Consider the following 22,280-nt stretch of genomic DNA (forward strand, 5'->3'; position numbering starts at 1 on the left):
AAACCCTCTATATAGTAAGGCAGAAACAACCTATGTTCGTTCTCTAGTTGGTTAATTTTGTGAATGTTAAGTAAAGCATAGACTTAAATTCAAAAAATGACCTTTGTAAAATCCATATTGATATTTCTGAAAAAGCACTTCGTAGGTGGAGTATCTTATTTATTTGTCTTGTTGTTTGTTTATGCTGCAGTAAGTAAAGCTTTGGATTTTGAGACTTTTACGGTGCAATTGGCGCAGTCGCCGCTCCTCAGTGCTTACGCTGCCATTGTAGCTTGGGCAGTTCCAGGTCTGGAAATACTTATTGCTGTTTTACTAAACATTCCAAAATATAGAATCCCAGCCCTTTATGCCTCCTTTACCTTAATGATTATGTTTACGGCCTATATCTATATCATTCTTAATTTCTCCGAATTTATTCCCTGCTCCTGTGGCGGGGTACTCGAAAAACTTAGCTGGACACAACACCTTATTTTTAATATTGTTTTTATAATCCTGGCGGGAGTGGCGATCTTTTTTACTGCGCAAAGGAATATCAAAAAGACCTTGCTTTTGCATGCCACCCTTGCCATTTTTGGTGTTGCTGCCGTCACGCTGTTGTTTGCGTTTTCGGAGAAGAAGATGCATCGGAACAATGCGTTTCAGCGGAGGTATCCGCATCATCCCGCCAATGAAATCCATAAATTGGACTTGGAATTCAACTCCTATTATTTTGGAGGGTTTAATCAGGACAGCCTATATCTGGGAAATGCTTCCGCTCCAATGCATTTATTGGCCCTTGATCGAGACCGGCTTGATACAATACATCGGGTCCTTACAATTTCAAATCCCAATCTTGCCTTTCGCTATCTGCAAACCCATGTAGATTCTAGTACCGTCTATAGTATGGATGGCACTGTTCCTGTAATTTTTCAAGGAGACCTAGCAAATTTAAATGGTATGCAGCAACCTTTTAAAATCCCACAATTTATAAATGCTGTACCCATTAAGGGAAAAGCCTTTGTTTTCCGGGCCTTTGATGCCCAAACAGGGGGAAATATTATTGGTCAGTTTAGTTTGGATGCCGAAACAAAAATCGAATACTATCCAAATATCCTGCAGGCCAAGGGAGATGTCTTCTTTGATACAGATGGTATATTGCTATACAACAAGCTACTTCAAAAGGCACTTTATGTGTATTTCTACAGAAATGAATATGATGTAGCCAACCGCGATTTTTCGTTGGATTACCGAGGCCGAACCATAGACACCATATCAGTGGCACAACTGGATGTAAGAACAATTGAAACAAAGAATGAAAAGAAGCTAGGGAAAAATCCTATTAGAGTAAATCTTCAAGCGGCCACGCACGGAAAATATCTTTTTATACAGAGTGATCGGTTAGGTAAATATGAATCTGAAAAGATGCTAAAGGGTGCTTCTATTATAGATGTTTATAATCTGCAATCAAAAACTTATGACTTCAGTTTTTATCTATACCATCCTGGATTAGAAAAGCTCAAGGAGTTTAGGGTTGATGGTTTAACCCTCTATGCGCTGGTGGATCATTACCTCATTGAATACCATTTGGATAACACGTTATTTAAAATGGATTCAAAAATTTAAAAAATACTACGTAGTGACAGGGATGAGACTGAAAACCTGTAGAAGAGAGTAGGTCGATAATTAATTTAAATTTATATATAATGAAACAGATGAGAAAAAAATGGTTATTGCCAATTTTGGCTTTTGCCATAGCTATTGGTGGCGCTTTTGCGACCAATATCGAATCGACGGAAAGTGCAGTGCCAATCGGCTATGCTACTTTACAGAAACCTTGTGATACGCAAGTATCTTGTTCGACCATTCCAAATCCAGTATGTCGGGCACCAGGAGGACAGCAAGCGTGGGGTAAGAATAACCCTACTGATGGACATTGTCCAAACTTACTTTTTATGCCCTAATGAAATGGGTAGAAAAGGCCGGCGTATCGCCGGCCTTTTTTAATGCGTTTCCGTAATCCAAGCGGGAGGAGGTAAATCCTTTAAATAGAAATCGAACCATTGATTTATTTTTTCCGTTAAATCCAGCGCATTTTTTTGGTTAGCCATTACATGTCCTTCATTCCTATATAACAACATAATATGTTCTTTATTCAGTTTTCGCAGGGCGAGAAAAAATGCTACTGTCTGTTCCCAATTTGCATTGGTGTCCTGCTCCCCGGTCCAACTTAAAAAAGGAGTTTTAATGTTTTCCGTAAAATTAATGGGAGAATTTGATTCATAGGCATTGGGTTCATCAAAATAACCTTTGCCAAACCGGATGCTAAACTTTTCAAAGCGCCAAGATTGTGGCACGTCCCACAACCATGCCATTGAGAAATAAAAACTTCGCAAATCGCTAAATCCTGCTCCGGCCACAGCTGTAGCAAACATATCTGTTTGGGTTATCAGGAACATGGTTTCATAACCACCCCACGAATGCCCATAGGCGCCCATTTTTTTTGAATCTATAAATGGGAGCTCCAACACTTTATCGACCCCCGCCGTAATACATTCAACCATAGACATTCCCGGATTACCGATTTCATACACAATATCGGGACTGAAAACAAAATAATCCTGAGAGGTATAATTTGCAATATTAAACCCATACTCGACCTCATTGGATGGGAATATGAAATTGTTTAATTTATGGGACCATTCCTCATAATAATGAACAATCATAGGGTACTTTTTTTTAGGGTCAAAATTGGAAGGATAATACAAAACACCCTTTAAACTATCCTTTTCGGTTTGAAAGGAAACTAATTCTGATTTTCCCCAATTATATTCAAAGCGCTGTGAATTGGACTGAAATAAAATAGAGGGCTCCTTCGAACTCAAGTTTTTATAAATCAACCGTGGCGGCAAGTCATACCGTTCCTCAGTATAAACAACGGTCGTACCATTGTCGGCAAGCCGCAAGTTGGAGAAAAGGCTATTTCCAAAAATTATTTCCCTTAATCCCTCATTGCTATTAAAGGTAAAATACCCAGTTCGCTCATCACCCAGATTTCTGGCGTTGAAAACGACCCCTTCCTTTAGATCGAAAGTTGGGGCATGGGAACGCAAGCCTTCAATGTTTCGATACGGACTTGCCAAGAGGGTGTAAAATCTATATACGGTTTTCTCTTTTCTTCCATTAGTTATCCTTTCCGCCTTTTGATTATATAGATCTATTGCCCAAACGTCAAATTCATCATACAGGAATACTTGTGTTCCATCAAGGGACCAACCGGGCAAACCGTAGGAAGGAGCGGGGAAGGTTCGTGCATTTTTATTAGTGAAATCTATAAAAATATCTTTTGTTAGGTTGGTATGCTGTTGCGTTTTAGCATTGTAGCACCACCAATTACCTTCCTTGAAATACACCATAAAATCGCCATAAGGGGAAACGTGGAACTCCAAATCATGGGGCTTTCCCATTACCCTTTTTTCCTTTTTTGATTCCAAATTATAGATTAAAATATCGGAAGCAATTGCTTGATCATTTGCTGGAATAAAGGCATTTTTATTGGTAGTGGCATAGGCGAATTTTGCATCTTTTCCTAAAATTGTTTTGCTATGCAGGCTATCGCCCAAAAACTGCCAAAATCCAGAATTGGGATTCCAAGAAACCAATACATCCGGATTTTCAAGATTTTTTTTAATTTTCTTATAAGCAGGATATAAAAATTCATCCTTGGTATTCCAGATTTCCACTGTTGCCGGATCATTGTCTTTAGCTGTTTCGGCAGACGTGGTTTTGCCTTGGGAGCCATAAAAGAATACTGTCTTTAAGTCTGGCGAAATATATAGGGTTTCCGAAGTAATTTCAGAAATTTTTAGACCTACTTTTTTGGGGTCAAACTTTTTGATAATTGTCGGGTTATTTAAATCCGCTATCCAATGGAGGATGGTATTATCTGAAAACCTTTCATAAAATGCAAGTCCATTCCCCGTAGTTGCCCAAGTAATATTATCATAGTCATTTTTACTGCGGGCGAGAAGGATGTCCCTTTTGTGAGCTAAGTTCCTCACAATTAGTTGGCTTTCTTCTTTGTCTTTTACCACGTATGCAAGACGACTTCCGCTTTTATTAAATATAAAATCGGTAACATTTTCCATTGGTAGGGAAGCGCCTTTATCCAGTTGCTTTAGAAATAATGTTTTTCCTTTAGCGGCTTCCGTGTCTTCCAAATAGGCAAGATATTTGGAATCGTCCGTAATTTTATAGGTGGATACATTAGGGGTATAGCTATGGTTTTCAGCCTTAAGGTCAATGGAGTTTAGCCTCTTTTTGGAATCAATTGCAAAGAACCATTTTGAATCATTTGAAAATCGGTGGTAAACGCCATTGGGGATTTCAAATTTCTTTCTTGTCTGTGTATTCAAAAGGAAAAGTGTATCGGCTTGTTTTGGGTAATAAAGTGAATAGGAAGTCCATTTTCCATCGGCCGCTATTTGCTGGGGCACCATGGTGTGCCATCTAGGGTCATTAATGGGCGACTGTCCAGATTTACTATCCACCTGCCCCCAGAAGGAGCAGGCCGATAGGAAAAAAATGAAAAAAATTACTTTTCTGCTAATCCAAAGTAATCTATTGGGGAGAAGGAGTTTCATATCAATAGCCATCATTTTGGGGCTGTAGGTTAGGATTTACCAATAATTCCTTTTCGGGCAATGGCAATACTCTATCTGTTGAATTCCACCCAGGTTTTACGCCATTTAGGATTTCATCCAATAATCCCCACCTTTTTAAATCGAAAAAGCGATGGCCAAATTCCGTAAAGAATTCCACTTGCCGTTCCTGCCTAATGGCATTCAAAAGCTCAGCTTCGGAAAATGCGGAAGTAGCTACCAATCCCGCCCGGTTCCTTATTTTATTAATGTCAGCCTGTGCTCCGGCAAGATCGCCCAGCATTGTTCTTGCTTCCGCCCGAATTAAATATTGTTCCGCCATCCTAAAGACTATGGAATATTCCTGTGAGGTGCCGGCACCCAATCCAATTTTATACTTATAGGGAAAAAACCAGGTAGTGGTACCATCGCTTATTTCGCCCACCCAATGTACTCTTCGGAGGTCTTCGGCCTCAAATGCATCCACCACACGATTGCTTAATGCCCTTTCCGAAGGCGGTGCCGATAGGATTATAAAGGTGTTTGCCTCAAGGGTATTGCCATCCTCTTCATTGGGGCTAAACTGCCATAGTGTGGAACTACTGGTGTTCAGAAATACGTTTTCAATATTCTCTTCCCAGCCGTTATTATCAATTACCACACTTGAATATTGATTGGCGAGTTCCCAATTGTTGGTATAGAGGTGCACCCTTGCCAAGAGTGCGAGGGCGGTATATTTATTGGGCCTTAGATGTTGGGCAGTGACATCCATCTCGGGAAGCAGTTCCTGTGCCGCCATCAGATCCTCGACAATTGCTGAATAGACTTCCTGCTCCGGCATTCTGGAGACAATTTTATTTTCCAGGTAATTGGTAGTGGTTATGTAGGGAATATCCCCATATAGGTTCACCAGATAAAAGTGTATCAAAGCTCTCACGAAAAAGGATTCTCCCGTGAATTGGTTTTGTTCCTCAACTGTAAAAAAGCGGGAATCCCTTACCCCTTCCACAATTGCGTTGGCTTGGTATATTTGGTTATACGCCCCGTTCCATAATTCGGCAATGGAAGGTTCCGCTGCCGTTAAGGAATTCTTATTGAAAGGTTCCTCCGCCAGCCGTATAGGACTGTAGTAGTCAAGTTCATCGGCATAGTTCCCCATAAGCGTCGATATTCCTTGTGGGGTGCCCGTGAGCAGCCCGGAATCCCTTAAATTTGCATAGATGGCTACCATGGCTGCCTCAACGGTCTTGGCATCGGTATATACATTCTCACCACTCAGCAAATGGCTAGGTGTTTCCACTTCAATGCTGTCGCAACCGAGCAGCAAAATCAATATGCAGGCGGCCAGGGGTAGGGCGGTGTTTCTAATTTTTGTTTCTATTTTTTTCATAATGCGTTGTTTTAAAAATTAAAGTCAATACCAGCGGTTATAAGTTTAAGAGGGGGCAGGTTATTGAACACCTGCGTTTCCGGATCCGGACCCTTGTATTTGGTGAAGGTGAGTAGGTTCTGTGCCCTAAGATGCACCCTACAGCCTATATTGCGGTTTTGGGGAGCGGGAATGGTGTAGGAAAGTGATATGTTTTTTAAGCGAATAAAGGAGGCATCACTTACGCTGGCGGTACTTGCGGCATTATTTACATAGGCCAAGGTGGCCTCTTGGTTAATGCCCGTAGTAAAAAGTTGAATGGACGCATCATCCCCGGGTTGTTGCCAATTGTCCAAAACTTCCACGGGTTGGTTTGTCATTGATCCGGGCAGTGTTCCACCGGCAAAAAAATTCCTGCCCTGTTGTTTTACGAACTGGAACAGAAAATCCAATGAAAAGTTGGCGTATTGTAGCGAGTTGCCAAAACCTCCAAAATAATTTGGAGCCATATTGGCGATTGTTTTGGCGTCGTTGGGTTTGGTAATGCTGCCATCGCCATCCACATCCTCAAAAGTATACATGCCGGTCTGTGGGTCAACCCCTGTGGCGTTATAGAGCAACAGTATGTCCAGCGGTTCTCCAATAACATATTGATTGGCATAGGTAGAACCCTCAAGGTTTGGAAAGGCAATAAGTTCATTTCGGGGCAACGAAAGGTTTATAAACGTCTTCCATGAAAAACTGTCGTTCTGAAAATTGGTGGTGGTAAGTTCAAACTCCCAGCCGGTATTTTCAACCGTAGCGGGAAGGTTTGCCAGTATGGAGGTAAATCCAGTTGTGCCAGGTAATGGAATGCCTACCAATTGGTTGGAGGAGCGATTTCTATAATAGGAGGCGCTCATATTGAGCTTATCGTTAAATAACCCCAGTTCGAGTGCAGCTTCCAGTTTTTTATTTGTTTCCCATCCATAATCTGGATTGAACAATTGGGTAGGGGATAAGCCCTGCATCCCTTGATAGGAAAGCCCTCCAAAAGTATAGGTGTCCAGAAAACCATAATTTCCTATTTGGTCGTTTCCGGTGGTACCATAACTGCCGCGGAGTTTTCCGAAGCTTAAAAAGGCGATATTATTTTTTATAAGTGGCTCTTCGCTGAAGACCCAAGCCGCTCCTACGGCTCCAAAATTGGAGTATTGCTTGCCAGGACCAAAGCGGCTTGAACCATCCCGCCTTCCCGTTAGGTTCAGAATGTATTTATGGTCCCAATTGAAATTTAGCCTGCCAAAAAGGGCGCGGTATTTATAAATTTCTTCAGTATCGTTTAGGATGGAAATGTTGGAGGCTGCCGCAACGTTATATATTAAATTGTTACTGGCAAAGCCGCTCGCAAATTGCACCGCTTTGGTAGCCAGTTCGTGTTGTACCGTACCCCCGGCGAGCACGTCCACCCGTCCCTTGCCAATTTTAAAGTTGTATGCCAATTGGGGCTCCACAATATAGGAACGTCTGTTACCATTGTTCAGAAATATGGAGGAATAGCTGCTGTCCAGCCCAAAGTCGGGGTTATAGATGGTATGCGGGGACGTCTTATCCTCTTCCAGTTCATTCTTTGTATAGCCAAGATTGGCTTTTAATTCCAAGCCTTTAAAGGGACGATAGGCAATAACGGCATTTCCAATTAGGGTAGTGGTTTTGGATTGGTAATCCCCATTCAATTGCGCCAAAGGATTGGTAAACGTTCCTTCTTCCCAATTCAGGTCGCCATTTTCAAGAAACAATGAAGGCGCGTTTGGAGCAAGGGAATAGGCATCATACACCAAGTTGGTTGGGGGCAGTTTATTTTTATCAGTGACGAAGTTTGCGCTCAATTGCATGCTGAATTTGTCATTCTTGGCAGTATGGTTGAGGTTAACCAAGGCACCCCCTTTTTGGTATTTGAAATCACCGGGGAAAACGGTGGTTTGTTCCTCATAATTTCCACGGACCAGAAATTGGGTCTCCTCACTGCCTCCCTGAACGGAGGTACTGGCAGTGGTATAATAGGCCGTTTCCCCCAGTAGTTCCTCCTGCCAATCGGTATATCGATTTTGATCCCAAGTACCGTTTATATCATAAGCATATACCGGATATTCGGTGATGCCATCGTTGGCAAAGGCTTGCCGACGCATATTTAAATATTGTTCTGTATTGAGCAATTGCATCCGCCGTGTGATGCTCCCGACACCGGTAGTGGTACTGACCTGAAATCTTGTGGTGCCGGCTTTTCCTTTTTTGGTGGTAATCAAGACTACGCCATTTGCACCCCGGGACCCATAAATGGCAGTGGCATCGGCATCCTTAAGCACTGCTATACTTTCAATGTCGTCTGGATTGATACCGTTCAAGGGATTTTGTACCCCGCCCAGCACGGTTGAAATATTTATATTTCCGAGCGACAAGGATGAATACGGCACCCCATCCACAATATAAAGCGGTTCGCTGCCATCTGCACGGATGCTGTTGCGGCCACGGATGCGGACGGAAAACCCCCCGCCCGGCACGCCTGTGTTCTGCACAATATTCACCCCCGCCATCCTCCCCTGCATCGCGGCAAGGGGATTGGAGACTGGTTGGTTCTCGATTTCGGCAGCGGTAACGCGAACAATACTACTAGTCTTCTCCCTATCGGTAACCTTGTAATATCCCGCATTAATAACCACCGCATCCAAAGCCTGGGCATCCACCTCCATAACAACATTTAAAATAGGGGCAGTGCCAACCGCGACTTCCTGTGTTTTATAGCCCACATACGTAAATACCAGTGTATCGTTTGCGGAGGTGCTAACGGAATACCGCCCCTCCAGATCGCTGATGCTCCCCCGGGCGCTGTTCTTTACTAGGACGTTAACCCCAATAAGAGGGTCCGCGCCATCGGTAATAATGCCACTAATTGTTTTTTGTGGCTGGTTCTGTGAAAAAGTAGGGGAGTTGTAGGTTAGGAAAAGGGCAAAAGATAGTGCATAGGCATAGCTTCGCCGGTAGTAATTTTTCATACTTTTGTAATGTTAAATTAGACAACTGATTTAATGTTGGCCTATCACACGTTGCGCAACAGGGTGTGAGGGCCTTTTTTTGTTCGTGAGTCGTGAAGCGTGAAGCGTGAGACGGAATACATCCCCCTAGCCCCCTTCAAAGGGGGGACTGGTTTATCGCTTCAATTCACGATCCTTATTTTTCATAAGCGATTTTTTTGGTTACAAATTAATTGCGAAGCTTCTGGGTGGAAGAAACAGTTGCCTTGAAAGAAAGTTGAGAAGAAAAAACCGACCAAGCCCCATACAAAAGGGCGCGGAACTCAACTTAAAAGGTCTAAGGTACTGGTATACCGTCACACAAATAAGAGAGTACGCACGCCCGGGTCGTGAGCACCTTGCTTATTCTCTCGTGTGAAATAAAAATTACCAGTTTTTAGACCGAGATTCAAAGCGAATGCTTCTAATATTTTGCTCTTAGAAGAGTCGCAAATTTAATTTTTCTGAGGCTAATATAAAAAAGAATTAATTGTAATCCAAGTGGCTATTTCGGAGTGATGGTGCCACCTGTTTCGGTCAAACCGTGCCACTTTAAAAGATACTGCAATTATATAAAAATTAAATGTTATTCGTTCTTTAAAGCTCCTTTTCTTAACGATTCGCCTTTGAGGTCGATCCTATGGGATGAGTTTACTATCCTGTCCAGTATGGCATCGGCAATTGTGCCTTCCCCAATAATATCATACCAGGCCGATACTGGGATCTGGGATAGGATTATGGTGGAGGATCTGTTGTAGCGATCATCGATTATGTCCATAAGTGACTCTCTTGCGTGGTTATCAAAACCTTGTAGGCCAAAGTCATCCAAGATAAGCAGATCAGCCTTTAGGAGCTTTGCCAGTTCTTTTAGATAAGTTCCATCTGCCTTGCTGAGCTTTAATCTCTTTAACAAGCGAGCTGTGTTGGCGTAGATGGTACGATATTCCATCATACACGCTTGATGTCCCAAGGCCTGTGCCAGATAACTTTTTCCGACCCCCGAGGCACCGGTCATTATGATGTTCTCTTTTCGCTTTATAAAATCAAGACAGCCCAAGCGAAGAAACATATTCTTGTCAAGGTTGCGCTGTTGGCCGTAGTCCACTTCCGCCAGATCGGCCTGTCCACGGAAGGTTGCCTGCTTGAGGAGCCTTTGGATCTTTCGATTTTTATAGTCTTCCCATTGGTGGTCGGCCAACAGGGCCAAGTATTCATCGGCCGTAAGATCCGTTATGCGGTTCTCCTTGATATGCTGGTAGTGCAGGTCCGCCATGGCGCTCAGCCGCATTTGTTTCAATTTTTCAACAGTTTGATTTTTGTTCATTATTATAGGGTTTATTGATTAAATATTTATTGATAGGACGAAGCTCCCCTGATGTTCCCGTGCACGGGGATATGGGATTTATCTTCCTCTAGATTTTGGTAGAACAGGGAGGACTGGTCCAAGTTGTTTTTCAGTATATTCTTGATGCGCTGGTATGCGACGGCATCTGCCTGTATGGCCCTTTTACATGCGTTGTCCAATCGTTGGGAGCCATAGGCCTTGTGCAACTGGATAAGCCCCATGGCACGTTTGTAGCCGATCTCGGGATAATCCCCGGAGACGATGATCTTTTCTATACAGGCCGCTACGTTCTTCCCGTGGAGGGAGGCTTTCTTTTTAAAAAATTCGGGGCTCCAGTCCGCATAATATTTATGGGTACTGCTCAAGTGATCGCGATTGGTGCTGTAGCTTCCCTTTCTGGGATTGCGCCGGTGCAGGGCTATCCGTTGATGGTTATAATACACTTCCACAGTTGTGGATGTATAATGGATCTGGGTATGCTTGCCGATGTAACGGTAGGGCACACTATAATAGCTCTTGTCCGGTGAGAAGTACACATATCCCATCTTCTGCACCTTGGCGCGACGATAGTCCTTGAGCTGATAGGCACTTGTGGGGAGCGGTTTTAAGTGGCTCTTTTCTATGGACTGGAAGAGCTCCAGGCGGCTGGCCTGTTTCCTTTTGAACATTAAATTATTGTAGGCAACCAACAACTTGCGGATCTCCTTGTTGAGCTCCTCCAGGGAGAAGAAGGTCATATTGCGCAAGGGATAATAGATACGCTGGTAGGCAAGATGGACCGCATTCTCCACTAGGGCCTTGTCCTGTGGGGAATAGCCACGGGTGGGGTTTATAACACAGTTGTAATGTCTGGCAAAATCCTTAAAACTGCGGTTGATGTCCGCCTCATAACGACTGGCGCGGGTTACGGCCGACTTTAGATTATCGGATACAATGGCCTTGGGAACTCCGCCATAATACTCCAAGGCATGACCGCAGCAGGTAATAAAATCCGCTCTCTTTTGGCTATGGCAGGCTTCCACATAGGTATACTGGCTGTTGGGAAGGATGGCCACGAAAACTTCCACCGCGATGATCTCCCCGGTGGACCGATCCACAATATGCAGTTTCTTGCCCGCATAATCGATATACATCTCATTGCCCGGATCGTGCTCCAGTTTCATAGATCCCTTCACCTTTGCGTATTTACGGTTGTAATGCTCCATGAACTGGGTATAGCTATAGGGTTCCTTGGCGTGCTGCACATATTCTTGATAATGGAACAGAAAGGTAAATCCGGGATGGTTCCGCGCTTTATTGATTCCGTCAAAGTACAGCATGAGCTCTTCGTAACGGGGATTGGCTATCGTGGTAGTGGAAGGAAAGAGTGCTTCCAGGGCAGCATTGTCAGAGGCCAACAGTTCCTTAAGGGAACGGTTGCTGGCCTTGAACAGCCGCATATAATTGTTTACCGTATTGCGCGATATTCCCAGGGTAGCGCCTATTTTACGGTTGCTGAACCCGTCGAGGTGCAGGGAAATGATTTGTTTTAAGTCCATTGGATCAAGTGTATTGGCCATATCGCATAATTTTAGGCGACAAGGTAATTATTACTTGATCTTTCAAAGTGGCACAAATCGAACCGTTATAGGCTTTTAGGGCGCAGGCGAACTGGCACAGTTTGAACCGAAATGCCTGGCACTATGAAACCGAAATCACTGGCACAAATCGAACCGAATTATCCACCAATGAACTAATGGCCGAAATCCATAACAACAAAAAAAGAATGCCCATCATATTGAAAAAAGAAAATAGAAATGATTGGTTAAAGGGAGAGGCATTGGAAAAATTTCAGTTTCCCTATGAATTGGATTTAAAGGCACTTGCTGTATAATAATTAAAGAATATTTCATTTCTCCCCAGTAAATTAAACCCAAACACATTTAATGTGTTTGGGTTTTCTCTTTTTAAAAAAAATAAAAATCCTGAAATTATTAAGATTGGAAATATTCCAATAATATGGAAATAATCCATAGTTTTGTATTGATGAAAAAATCAATACTACATCTCGATTTGGATACATTTTTTGTTTCCGTAGAGCGTTTGCTAAATAGCGAGTTGCTCAAAAAACCAGTATTGGTAGGAGGTACGGGGAGTCGGGGAGTGGTCGCTGCCTGTAGCTATGAAACGCGGAAGTACGGTGTCCGTTCGGGAATGTCTATGAAGATTGCAAAACAGCTTTGTCCCCAAGCAATTGTAATTCGAGGCAACGCAGGCACCTATATGAAATACTCAAATCTAATCACAGATGTTATCCGTGATTCCGTCCCACTTTTTGAAAAAACCAGTGTGGATGAATTTTATGTAGACCTAACAGGCATGGATCGCTTTTTTGGTAATTACAAGTTTGCAACGGAACTTAGAAAACGTATTATTAAAGAATCGGGATTACCCATCTCATTCGGTCTTTCCCAAAATAAAATAGTTAGCAAAGTAGCAACAGGTGAAGCAAAACCCAATAACCAACTTAAAATTGATTATGGGTTTGAAAAGGCTTTTTTGGCACCACTACCAATTCGAAAAATACCTATGATCGGTAAGGCATCTGCCCAAACCTTAATTCATTTGGGAATTGACCGGGTAAAACTAATCCAGGAAATGCCAGTGCAAATGCTAACTTCAGTAATGGGCAAAAACGGACAGACTATTTGGAACCGTGCCAATGGCATTGACAATACGCCCGTAATACCCTATTGTGAACGCAAATCCATTTCCAACGAACGCACTTTTAATATGGATACCATAGATGTGCAAAAACTCCGTGACACCCTTACCGCTATGGCAGATACACTTTGTTATCAACTTAGACTGGGCAATAAAATGACAGGCTGTGTTTCCGTTAAAATTAGATATTCCGATTTTCAAACATATAACAAGCAGCTCCGTATTCCCTATACAAGTGCAGACCATATTTTGGTTCCTGCCGTTATGGAACTTTTCAATAAACTTTATGAACGAAGAATATTGGTAAGGTTAATAGGGGTAAAGTTTTCCCATTTGGTTGGAGGGCATTACCAAATTAATCTTTTTGATGACAATGAAAAAACATTAAACCTTTATAAGTCCTTAGATCATATCCGAAATCGTTTCGGCGCGGCTAGTGTTATGAAGGCATCAACGCTTGATGTGCGCTCCGTTATTTCTGGACGTAACCCCTTTGATGGCGAACCACCCATTTTATTGGCCCATAGAAATCAATAATGTATAGCAATTGCCACACATATTACTCGTTACGGTACGGGGTGCTCTCAGTACCCCAATTGTTGAGCTTGGCTAAGCAAAATTCAGTGCAACTATTGGCGATTACAGATATAAATAGTACTTCGGCCTGTTTGGAATTTTGTAGGGAAGCACCTAAAGAGCATATTACACCTGTAGTGGGGGCCGATATTCGTAACGGCAACAACAGATGCTATGTTTGTTTGGCTAAAAACAACAAGGGGTTTTTGGAAATCAACCAATTCTTGACCAAATACATACATGCTAAAAAGGAATTCCCTGAAATCCCGCCCTCTTTTTCTGATGTTTTTATCATTATCCCATTTGAAAAAGTACTTGAATATGAGCTGGAAACCTTTGCTCCAGATTGGTACATCGGAATTTCGGTAGCAGACCTAAACAAACTAAAGTTCTCCCACTTAAAAGAATATACTGATAAATTGGTGCTGCTTCAACCAGTAACCTTCAGCAATCAGACCCATATAAACATGCATCGTTTGTTGCGCTGTATAGACCTCAATATTGTTTTGAGCAAATTGCCCGAATCGGAACAAGGCAGTAGAAAAGATAAAATGTATTCCATTACGGAACTTGAAACTGTATTTCAGGATTTTGAACACATACTATCAAACACCCAAGGGCTTTTAAATTCCTGTACCATTGATTTTAAATTTGATGATACCCGCGAGAATCAAAATCAAACAACCTATCTAAAAAATACCCAAGAGGATTATGATTATTTGGTTTCCTTGGTAAATCAAAAAATAACGTCCCGTTATAAAACTGTTACTTCCAAAATAACGGAACGTATTGAAAAGGAGCTTAATGCCATTCGGCAAATGGATTTTGTGTCTTACTTTCTAATCAATTACGACATTGTTCAGTATGCCAGAAAAAATGATTACCCTTATATCGGGCGGGGTAGTGGGGCGAATAGTGTTGTAGCATATATTTTGGGAATTACCAATGTTGACCCCATTGAATTGGATCTTTATTTCGAACGGTTTATAAATTTTTACAGATCTTCTCCCCCCGATTTTGATATTGATTTTTCTTGGAAGGACAGGGACGATGTTACCCGTTATATATTTGAGCGTTTCCCAAATACGGCACTAATGGGTACCTATGTAACCTTTCAATTTCGTGCTGTTGTTCGTGAACTTGCCAAGGTATTCGGACTTCCCAAAGCCGAAATAGACGATTTTATAAAAGGCAATCGGGAGAATAAAAAAAACGACCATTATTTCAAATTGGTAACAAAATATGGAAAACTAATCCATGGGTTTCCGAATTACCTCAGTGTCCATTCCGGAGGTATCGTAATTACAAAAAACCCGGTTCAAAGTTATTGCGCCACCTTTATGCCCCCCAAAGGTTTTCAAACCTTGCAAATTGATATGCACATTGCGGAAGCTGTAGGTATTTTTAAATTTGATATTCTTGCCCAACGCGGACTTTCAAAGATCAAGGATGCCATTGCACTGATAAGGGAGAACCAGCCCGATGCCGAAATTAAGGATATAGATAATACCCTTCCGTTTAAGGATGATCCAGCAATAAATGAACTGCTGAAAGTAGGGGACTGTATGGGAGTGTTCTATGTGGAATCTCCTGCCATGCGTACCCTTATGACCCGCCTTCAAACACAGGATTATTTGGGCTTGGTGGCTGCCAGTTCCATTATACGTCCTGGCGTCACCAATGGAGGCATGAAAAATGCCTATATAGAACGCCATCGTTTTCCAGAAAAGCGGACAGAGGCGCATCCCGTACTTTTGGAAATAATGCCAGATACCTATGGGGTGATGGTCTATCAGGAAGATGTTCTTAAAGTAGCCCATTACTTTGCAGGCTTGAGTTTGGCGGAAGCAGATGTTTTGCGAAGGGGTATGAGCGGCAAGGGCAGGAGCAAGGAACAATTTGATTCGCTTGAAAAAAAATTCTATGAAAACTGTAAAGAAAAAGGCTACACCCCAAAAGTGATAGAAGAAGTATGGGATCAAATTAAAGCCTTTGCGGGTTATGCTTTTGCTAAGGGGCATTCTGCATCCTATGCGGTAGAAAGCTACCAAAGCCTTTACCTTAAAAAATACTTCCCTTTGGAGTTTATGACTGCTGTACTAAACAATGGTGGTGGCTTTTACAATCTAGATACCTATATCAATGAAATCTTTAGGTGTGGAGGCATTGTAGAAAATCCTTGTATAAACAATAGTGACCACGCAAATTGTATAAAGGGCAAAACTGTCTATTTGGGTTTGGGTATGATAAAGGATTTAGATTATCGGAGCATACAGAAAATACTAAATGAAAGGCAATTGTTTGGCCTATACAAAAGCTTCAATGACTTTTTGGATAGGTGTAAAATCGGGCTGGAACAGCTTTTATTATTAATTCGCTTAAATGCTTTTAGAACATTGGAACCTAATAAACATAGGCTCATGTGGTTTGCACATCTCAACTCCCAAACAATCAAAAACCTGAACAACCAGCCACAATTATTTAAAGCCAAACGAGTCAATTATAGTTTGCCACAATTAAAAAGCGAACAGATCATTGATGCCTATGACAATCTGGAGCTCTTGGGGTTTACACTACACAATGATTTCAATTTCATTAAACCAGGCAAATATCCCACCACCAAGTCAAGCGATTTAAAGAATTTTGAAGGTAGGGAAATTACAATTCTTGGAAAACTGGTCACATCCAAAACTACAAAAACCTCAAAAAGTGATTATATGGCTTTCTCCACATTTCTAGATACGGAAGGAAGTTGTTTTGATTCAGTTCAATTTCCCAAAGTAATGGCTAAATATCCCATTACAGGTATTGGAATCTACTGGATAAAAGGAATGGTAACCGAAGACCTGGGCTATTTTGCAATAACCACCGAAATGCTTTTAAAAGTCCCAAGGCTCCCAGACTCACGATTTACTGAGGAACAGAAAACGCATAAATCACTCATCTAAATGCTGTTTATTTCGATGGTGGATGGTTGTCTCCACCTACGCTATACACCTACGCTATACACCTACGCTAAAGCTTCGGTGCACATAGAGCTTAAACCTACGCCAAGGCTTCGGTTTACAAAGTCGGTGGACGAGTGTTGTGGGTTTTATGTTGTGCACTTCGACTGCGCTCAGTGTGACAGTTGTGCACTTTGACTTTCTTTCGGTACTTCGGCAGGCTCAGTACATTGCTTCGCTCAGGTCAGGCTGCTTAGTGTGACAGTTGTGGGTTGTCTGTTCTCAGTTTTGGGGTGGTTGGATGGTTGGATTGGTAAATTGTGGAAGCGTTTAATCGTTTAATTGTTGGACTCTAGCATACAGCTTACGGCCTATAGCAAAAATCATTTTTGGTATTCTCCATGGTTTTAATGAACAATGAGCAATTAGCATGAACAATTATCAATGAACAATTGGAAATTGGATTGTTAGATTTTAGCTTAAGGTGTATTGCGTATTTAGTTGTAAAGATTATTCTATTTAGTATTCTCTCAAATTAAAAATACTATCTTTTATATTATCTGTAAAAACTCTTTTTCAATAGCTTTACTAACTCTTTTTGGTATATCCAAATTTGTGGTAATATCTTTCCAATCAACTATTATAGCTTGAACCTCATTGATAATGCCTTTGGGGTTTTTTATGGCATGTGTTTCAACAATGGTCATTATATCTGCTAAGGCAATGTTGTTTCGTTTATTGTTTATAGACAATGCTCTGGCAATATTTGTGTAATTGAGATTGATGTTTAAAGGATATGTTAGGTCATAAGCCGGAGCCAAATTCCAGGAATCTGTATTTTTATTATATATAAAACTGTGGTTTTTTAAGTGATCGTCAATATTCGCAAATACGATATTGAACACCATTCTTTTAAACAGTTCTTGAATGTCCTTATAGGGCACTTGAAGATCCAACGCCAGTTTGAAGATGTTTTCGTAACTAGCATTTTCAGGTTTTTTAAAATCCCATCCCGTTAGGCCGGAAGCCGTTAAAACGTGTTGTTTCTCTCCATATTGTCTATCATAACGCAGGGTTGCGAAATGCTTGTTTTCTATCAATTTTGAAGGCATCATTTGGATTCCAGCCTTTTGTGCCATCAAATAGTAGGCGTATTCTATTTTTTCTTTATTGTACTCTTTTTCGTCTTCCCCATTGAGACAGAGTTTTACCAAATAATGATTGTAATCATTGCTATATTCCATATCGCCAGGAATAATAGCTCCAGTTTTTTTATTTTCTGAAATTAGGATTTTAGGTCTGGCTCCTCCGGCAGAGGTACCGATTTTAAAAATATTCAACAGGGCAAGATCACTCAATTCTTTTCCTGCAGTTTCATTTTTTAAATCCAACACTTTATTTAATATTTGAACTATTTCGGTTATATCTATGGTTGTTGATTTTGGTATTTCAGCCACCGGGCGATATTCTAAAGCTCCCATTCCTCTATTAGAAACATAGGTTAATTGTTCCAAGGGAGTGATTTTTTGAAACTCCTTATTCTTAGCTTCAAACCATTCCTTGAAAATAATATTACCAAACATATCAGGTAGGGAATCTGCAATCATAGGAGGGAGGCCTCGAAACGTTTCGCCTTCAAAATTTGTGAACAGCTGAACCGGTTTTATACGTTTGAAGATATATGGAAAAATATTTGTGTATTGATTGGACTCCAAGAAGTCTGGATTGTACTGAAAATAGGAAGTCCGTTTGTCTACATCATAGCCCATTTTGCCTATTTCCAGCCCGAACAAAATGACTTCTATGAGATTATTTTTAGCCATTCTTAATATAATGAGTTTATATCATTAGTGTTTTCCAAGTCTTTTAATGCTTGATATAATTTTTCTAACAAATTGAAATGATTGGCAATTTTAAGCACTGTATCTAGGGTTGCATTTTTACCATTTTCAAATTTCTGAATGGTATAGCGCGAGAGGCCTAGTTCTTGTGCAAGGTCTTCCTGGGATATTTTGTATCTCTGTCTTTGCTGTTTACAAAGCTCACCGAGCTGTACTTTTACTTCCCGAATTGTAACTGCGTCAATCATTATATGGTTTATTATAATACACAAATATAATAAAAAACTAATAAATGTTTATTATAATAAACACTTTACTTTATTGTTAATATATTAAGGTTTGGCAAAAAATGAAATATTTGCCAAATATTAATAGCATTGGGGTGCAAAAGTTGGCAGATACTATTTTATAAACAATTTTAACTTATCCTGTTTTATTTTTAGATAATTCTTGTTTTTGTAGTACACTCCTGAGATTACCTATATCGTCGCTAATTCTCTTTTCAAGAACCCTAGCATAAACCTGTGTAGTGGATAACTTAGAGTGGCCTAAAAGTTTTGAGACGGTTTCGATAGGCACGCCATTGCTTAGTGTAACCGTGGTGGCAAAGGTATGCCGGGCACAATGAAAAGAAAGGCTTTTGTTTATTTTTAATTGTACCATAATCTCTTTTAAATAGGAATTAAGTTTTTGATTTGAAAATACTGGTAAGAGTCTATCTTGTAATTTCATTTCATTTTTATACTTTTTAATAATCTGTCCCGCTATACTTAGGATAGGAATTTTCACTGTTTGGTCGGTTTTTTGGCGAGAGGTGTAGATCCAATCATTTCCGTCAATACCTTTCACGATATTGGCTTTCTTTAGGTTTTTTACATCTATGTAAGATAGGCCAGTGTAACAAGCAAAGATGAATATATCCCTGGTTTTGTTTAAATGATTTTTTTGTGAATGGAATTTTAAAATTTTCTCTATTTCAGGCTGAGTTAAGAAATGGCGCTCCGTTTTGATTAATTTTAGGGAGAATTTTGCGAATGGGTCGCGCTCAATCCATTCTAATCTTAACGCTAGATTAAGGAGTTTTTTTAGTCTTTCCAGATGCTTCATTACACCGTTATTGGTCAAGGGTCTTGATTGTAATTGAGCTACATTTTTTCTAAGGAAATTTTCAAAATCAATGATAAAGGCATAGTTGAGGTGTTCCAGATAAATGTCTTCGGTTTTACGTTCGATCTGGAGGAATCTCTTTATGTATGTTTCGGTAGTGAAATAGTTTTTTAAAGTCCCATGTTTTAATACGGATTTCATATTTAAGTTATGATACGCGCTCAACTGGAGTAAGGTTTTATTAATATCATCTTCGCCTAGATAACGAGCTTTAACCGATAGGGGTGTGATTAGTTTTTTTTCTTTTAGAAGCTCACGATAGGCTTCATTGATATCAACATAAACTTGGTCTAAGTACTTATTGATTTGGAAAGCTTCAATACTTGAGCCTTTTAATCTTGATTTTGTTTCATCCCACAGGGTAGTGGTAAATTTTCGTTTTAGGCTGAAGAGGGTTCTTTTGCCATTTGTAGTTATTCGAACGTACAAAGGTGATTTTCCTTTGGATTCTTTTTCGAATCTTGGTAAGAACATTACCGAAAAGGTAACCGAATTTCTCATGATATTTCCGTTTTCAAGTTGAACAAATGTTTGAAAACGAAGGTCAAATCAGGGCTTCCGCATTTTTAGGTTTTAAAAAAAGGGTAACCGATTAGGTATCATTTATAATGATTTTATATCAAAATTAAGCATTTTCTCTTATGGCCTAAAAAAGATAAAACCCTGTAAATCATAGGATTTACAGGGTTTTGGTGTCAATTGGTTTTGACTTGGTCGGGATGACAAGATTTGAACTTGCGACCCCACGCCCCCCAGACGTGTACGCTACCAGGCTGCGCTACATCCCGATTAAAATTGTGAAATCCATTTATTCAAAAGTAGTGAATGGAAATTTGAACGGCAAAAATAATCAAATTATAGGTTTGGGCAAGAGCAATTTTAAAGAATGCTCCAATATTTTTAGCAGATATATTTTTTTGATGTTACTATAGTAATCACACCGCAACCATACGTTTAGCATTATGGAACAATGAATTTAAAGAAATTAATTTGCCAATTATAAAACTTCATAACTTTTAGAATGACATTCCTTTTAAAGTTGTTATTTTTGCAATTCGAAAAACTATTGAAGATTATATCATGAGTGAAACTATTGAAAGAATAAAATGCCTTATCATTGGCTCAGGTCCAGCAGGATACACCGCCGCAATTTATGCTGCTAGGGCAGATTTAAAACCTGTTGTGTACACGGGAATGGAACCTGGTGGACAATTAACAACTACTACCGAAGTTGATAATTTTCCTGGATATCCCAACGGAATTGATGGTCCAACCATGATGATAGAGCTGCAACAACAAGCCGAACGTTTTGGAACGCAAGTTCGTATAGGTATGGTAACAAACGTTGAATTTAGTGAAGTAGTGGGTGGTATTCATAAAGTTACCGTAGATAATACCACAAAATTGGAAGCCGAGACCATCATTATTTCAACTGGCGCCACTGCTAAATATTTAGGTATTCCCAGTGAGCAAAAATTACGGGGGGGCGGGGTTTCTGCCTGTGCAGTTTGTGACGGTTTTTTCTATAAGGGACAAGATGTGGCAATTGTTGGAGCAGGGGATACTGCTGCTGAAGAAGCTACCTATCTTTCAAATATTTGTAATAAAGTTACCATGCTTGTTCGCAAAGATTATATGCGCGCTTCAAAAGCGATGCAACATCGCGTAAACAATACACCTAATTTAGAGGTTCTTTACAATACTGAAGTTGATGAGGTTCTAGGCGATATGGTGGTTGAAGGCCTTAGAATGGTGAACAATCAAACTGGAGAAAAAAAGGAAATAGCCATAACCGGCCTATTTATTGCCATTGGCCATAAACCCAATACCGAAATTTTTAAAGGACAATTGGAAATGGACGATACTGGTTATATTATTACCAAGGGTAAATCTACCAAAACAAATAAGCCTGGCGTGTTCGCCAGCGGTGATGTTCAGGATAAAGAATATCGCCAAGCGGTAACCGCTGCAGGTACAGGATGTATGGCAGCCCTAGATGCTGAACGCTATCTAGCTACAATAGAGTCTGAAGTTACTGCCTAACAAGTTTTAAACAATAAAATAGCCGCTTTAATAGCGGCTATTTTGTTTTATATGCGTCTTAGATTACAATTTTGTAAAGGTTAATAATTCTATTTCGCCGTCGCCACCACTTATATCGGAAAGCTCTACTTTTATATTACTTACCGAAATAATATCCCAATCGTCGTTAATTTCATCAAATGGGGTGGTTTGGCCAAATTGAAGTACTAACTCCTCACTACTGCTGGAAGAATTATCATACACCCAAGTTCCATTTTCGGTAAAAAGATCGTTTTTTGCAACTACTGTTCCATCTTCATTAAATGTGAATTTAAAGCTTTCGAAGGCCATTGTGTTGTCTTCTTCACCGTCAATTAATTTGCTTATCATCCATTCCCCTTGAGGTAATGTTGTTTTAATTTCTTCAAATTCAGTTGAAATTGCATTCCCCGAATCATCATCAGAACTGCAGGATGCAAAAACCACTAATGCTAATAATACTACTAATTTTTTCATAATAATTTTTTATTTTTTTTGTCTGCCTTAAAGTTGAAATATTAAAAAAGAAAACCTCTTAAAATTTTTGTAAATAACATAAGGCCTAACAGAGTTTTAGCAAACTGTTAAGCCTTTTTAGCATTTCGGG

Annotated in this window: 15 protein-coding genes and 1 tRNA gene; 6 read left to right on the plus strand and 10 right to left on the minus strand. The window is 40.3% G+C overall.

Translation table 11 applies throughout. The features are described from left to right. Nucleotides 1-96: 96 nt before the first annotated feature. Nucleotides 97-1,602, plus strand: coding sequence for a MauE/DoxX family redox-associated membrane protein (locus QCQ61_RS11025; RefSeq protein ID WP_237602536.1), 1,506 nt, complete (start codon nucleotides 97-99; stop codon nucleotides 1,600-1,602). Between the two features lie 80 nt (nucleotides 1,603-1,682). Beyond that, nucleotides 1,683-1,940 (plus strand): DUF6520 family protein, encoded by a 258-nt coding sequence (locus tag QCQ61_RS11030; RefSeq protein WP_237602535.1) that lies wholly within the window; start codon nucleotides 1,683-1,685, stop codon nucleotides 1,938-1,940. Nucleotides 1,941-1,979: 39 nt separating this feature from the next. On the opposite strand, the gene QCQ61_RS11035 is transcribed toward QCQ61_RS11030, so the two are convergent. From QCQ61_RS11035 to istA, 5 genes are all read right to left on the minus strand, one after another. Further along, a complete protein-coding gene (locus QCQ61_RS11035) occupies nucleotides 1,980-4,619 on the minus strand; it encodes a S9 family peptidase (RefSeq protein ID WP_279447701.1) in 2,640 nt (879 codons plus the stop codon). Between the two features lies 1 nt (nucleotide 4,620). Then, a complete protein-coding gene (locus tag QCQ61_RS11040) occupies nucleotides 4,621-6,006 on the minus strand; it encodes a RagB/SusD family nutrient uptake outer membrane protein (protein WP_279447702.1) in 1,386 nt (461 codons plus the stop codon). An 11-nt stretch (nucleotides 6,007-6,017) separates the two neighbouring features. Then, nucleotides 6,018-9,017, minus strand: coding sequence for a SusC/RagA family TonB-linked outer membrane protein (locus QCQ61_RS11045; protein WP_279447703.1), 3,000 nt, complete (start codon nucleotides 9,015-9,017; stop codon nucleotides 6,018-6,020). A gap of 604 nt (nucleotides 9,018-9,621) precedes the next feature. Beyond that, complete coding sequence (gene istB / locus QCQ61_RS11050) at nucleotides 9,622-10,359, minus strand: IS21-like element helper ATPase IstB (protein ID WP_279447704.1); 738 nt, start codon at nucleotides 10,357-10,359, stop codon at nucleotides 9,622-9,624. Nucleotides 10,360-10,385: 26 nt separating this feature from the next. Then, on the minus strand, nucleotides 10,386-11,939 hold the full coding sequence (gene istA / locus QCQ61_RS11055) for an IS21 family transposase (RefSeq protein WP_279447705.1): 1,554 nt from the start codon (nucleotides 11,937-11,939) through the stop codon (nucleotides 10,386-10,388). Between the two features lie 101 nt (nucleotides 11,940-12,040). On the opposite strand from istA, the gene QCQ61_RS11060 reads away from it, so the two are divergent. The 3 genes from QCQ61_RS11060 to dnaE all read left to right on the plus strand — a co-directional run bounded on the left by QCQ61_RS11060 (nucleotide 12,041) and on the right by dnaE (nucleotide 16,607). After that, a complete protein-coding gene (locus QCQ61_RS11060) occupies nucleotides 12,041-12,253 on the plus strand; it encodes a hypothetical protein (protein ID WP_279447706.1) in 213 nt (70 codons plus the stop codon). Between the two features lie 152 nt (nucleotides 12,254-12,405). Beyond that, complete coding sequence (gene dinB / locus QCQ61_RS11065) at nucleotides 12,406-13,620, plus strand: DNA polymerase IV (protein ID WP_279447707.1); 1,215 nt, start codon at nucleotides 12,406-12,408, stop codon at nucleotides 13,618-13,620. Next, nucleotides 13,620-16,607, plus strand: coding sequence for a DNA polymerase III subunit alpha (dnaE, locus tag QCQ61_RS11070; RefSeq protein ID WP_279447708.1), 2,988 nt, complete (start codon nucleotides 13,620-13,622; stop codon nucleotides 16,605-16,607). The genes dinB and dnaE overlap by 1 nt, the downstream gene beginning before the upstream one ends. Before the next feature lie 548 nt (nucleotides 16,608-17,155). Here the strand turns inward: dnaE and QCQ61_RS11075 are convergent. From QCQ61_RS11075 to QCQ61_RS11090, 4 genes are all read right to left on the minus strand, one after another. After that, a complete protein-coding gene (locus tag QCQ61_RS11075) occupies nucleotides 17,156-18,427 on the minus strand; it encodes a type II toxin-antitoxin system HipA family toxin (RefSeq protein ID WP_279447709.1) in 1,272 nt (423 codons plus the stop codon). A 2-nt stretch (nucleotides 18,428-18,429) separates the two neighbouring features. Beyond that, a complete protein-coding gene (locus tag QCQ61_RS11080; protein WP_237602090.1) occupies nucleotides 18,430-18,693 on the minus strand; it encodes a helix-turn-helix domain-containing protein in 264 nt (87 codons plus the stop codon). A gap of 175 nt (nucleotides 18,694-18,868) precedes the next feature. Continuing rightward, complete coding sequence (locus QCQ61_RS11085; RefSeq protein ID WP_279447710.1) at nucleotides 18,869-20,113, minus strand: site-specific integrase; 1,245 nt, start codon at nucleotides 20,111-20,113, stop codon at nucleotides 18,869-18,871. Nucleotides 20,114-20,323: 210 nt separating this feature from the next. Then, nucleotides 20,324-20,400: transfer RNA gene (locus QCQ61_RS11090), tRNA-Pro, on the minus strand. A gap of 292 nt (nucleotides 20,401-20,692) precedes the next feature. On the opposite strand from QCQ61_RS11090, the gene trxB reads away from it, so the two are divergent. Further along, entirely contained in the window at nucleotides 20,693-21,655 is a 963-nt protein-coding gene (gene trxB, locus QCQ61_RS11095; protein ID WP_279447711.1) for a thioredoxin-disulfide reductase, read from the plus strand. Nucleotides 21,656-21,718: 63 nt separating this feature from the next. Here the strand turns inward: trxB and QCQ61_RS11100 are convergent, their stop codons facing one another. Beyond that, nucleotides 21,719-22,150, minus strand: coding sequence for a hypothetical protein (locus tag QCQ61_RS11100; RefSeq protein ID WP_279447712.1), 432 nt, complete (start codon nucleotides 22,148-22,150; stop codon nucleotides 21,719-21,721). Nucleotides 22,151-22,280 lie beyond the last annotated feature (130 nt).

This window comes from Aequorivita marisscotiae (genome assembly GCF_029814825.1).
GTDB classification, from domain to species: domain Bacteria; phylum Bacteroidota; class Bacteroidia; order Flavobacteriales; family Flavobacteriaceae; genus Aequorivita; species Aequorivita marisscotiae.

Bases quoted from the DNA above. Each gene is read 5' to 3' on its own strand.
- dnaE (WP_279447708.1), top strand. From the start codon at position 13,620: ATGTATAGCAATTGCCACACATATTACTCGTTACGGTACGGGGTGCTC.
- QCQ61_RS11075 (WP_279447709.1), bottom strand. From the start codon at position 18,427: ATGGCTAAAAATAATCTCATAGAAGTCATTTTGTTCGGGCTGGAAATA.
- dinB (WP_279447707.1), top strand. From the start codon at position 12,406: ATGAAAAAATCAATACTACATCTCGATTTGGATACATTTTTTGTTTCC.
- istB (WP_279447704.1), bottom strand. From the start codon at position 10,359: ATGAACAAAAATCAAACTGTTGAAAAATTGAAACAAATGCGGCTGAGC.
- QCQ61_RS11045 (WP_279447703.1), bottom strand. From the start codon at position 9,017: ATGAAAAATTACTACCGGCGAAGCTATGCCTATGCACTATCTTTTGCC.
- QCQ61_RS11040 (WP_279447702.1), bottom strand. From the start codon at position 6,006: ATGAAAAAAATAGAAACAAAAATTAGAAACACCGCCCTACCCCTGGCC.
- QCQ61_RS11085 (WP_279447710.1), bottom strand. From the start codon at position 20,113: ATGAGAAATTCGGTTACCTTTTCGGTAATGTTCTTACCAAGATTCGAA.
- trxB (WP_279447711.1), top strand. From the start codon at position 20,693: ATGAGTGAAACTATTGAAAGAATAAAATGCCTTATCATTGGCTCAGGT.
- QCQ61_RS11080 (WP_237602090.1), bottom strand. From the start codon at position 18,693: ATGATTGACGCAGTTACAATTCGGGAAGTAAAAGTACAGCTCGGTGAG.
- QCQ61_RS11025 (WP_237602536.1), top strand. From the start codon at position 97: ATGACCTTTGTAAAATCCATATTGATATTTCTGAAAAAGCACTTCGTA.
- QCQ61_RS11100 (WP_279447712.1), bottom strand. From the start codon at position 22,150: ATGAAAAAATTAGTAGTATTATTAGCATTAGTGGTTTTTGCATCCTGC.
- QCQ61_RS11030 (WP_237602535.1), top strand. From the start codon at position 1,683: ATGAAACAGATGAGAAAAAAATGGTTATTGCCAATTTTGGCTTTTGCC.
- QCQ61_RS11035 (WP_279447701.1), bottom strand. From the start codon at position 4,619: ATGAAACTCCTTCTCCCCAATAGATTACTTTGGATTAGCAGAAAAGTA.
- istA (WP_279447705.1), bottom strand. From the start codon at position 11,939: ATGGCCAATACACTTGATCCAATGGACTTAAAACAAATCATTTCCCTG.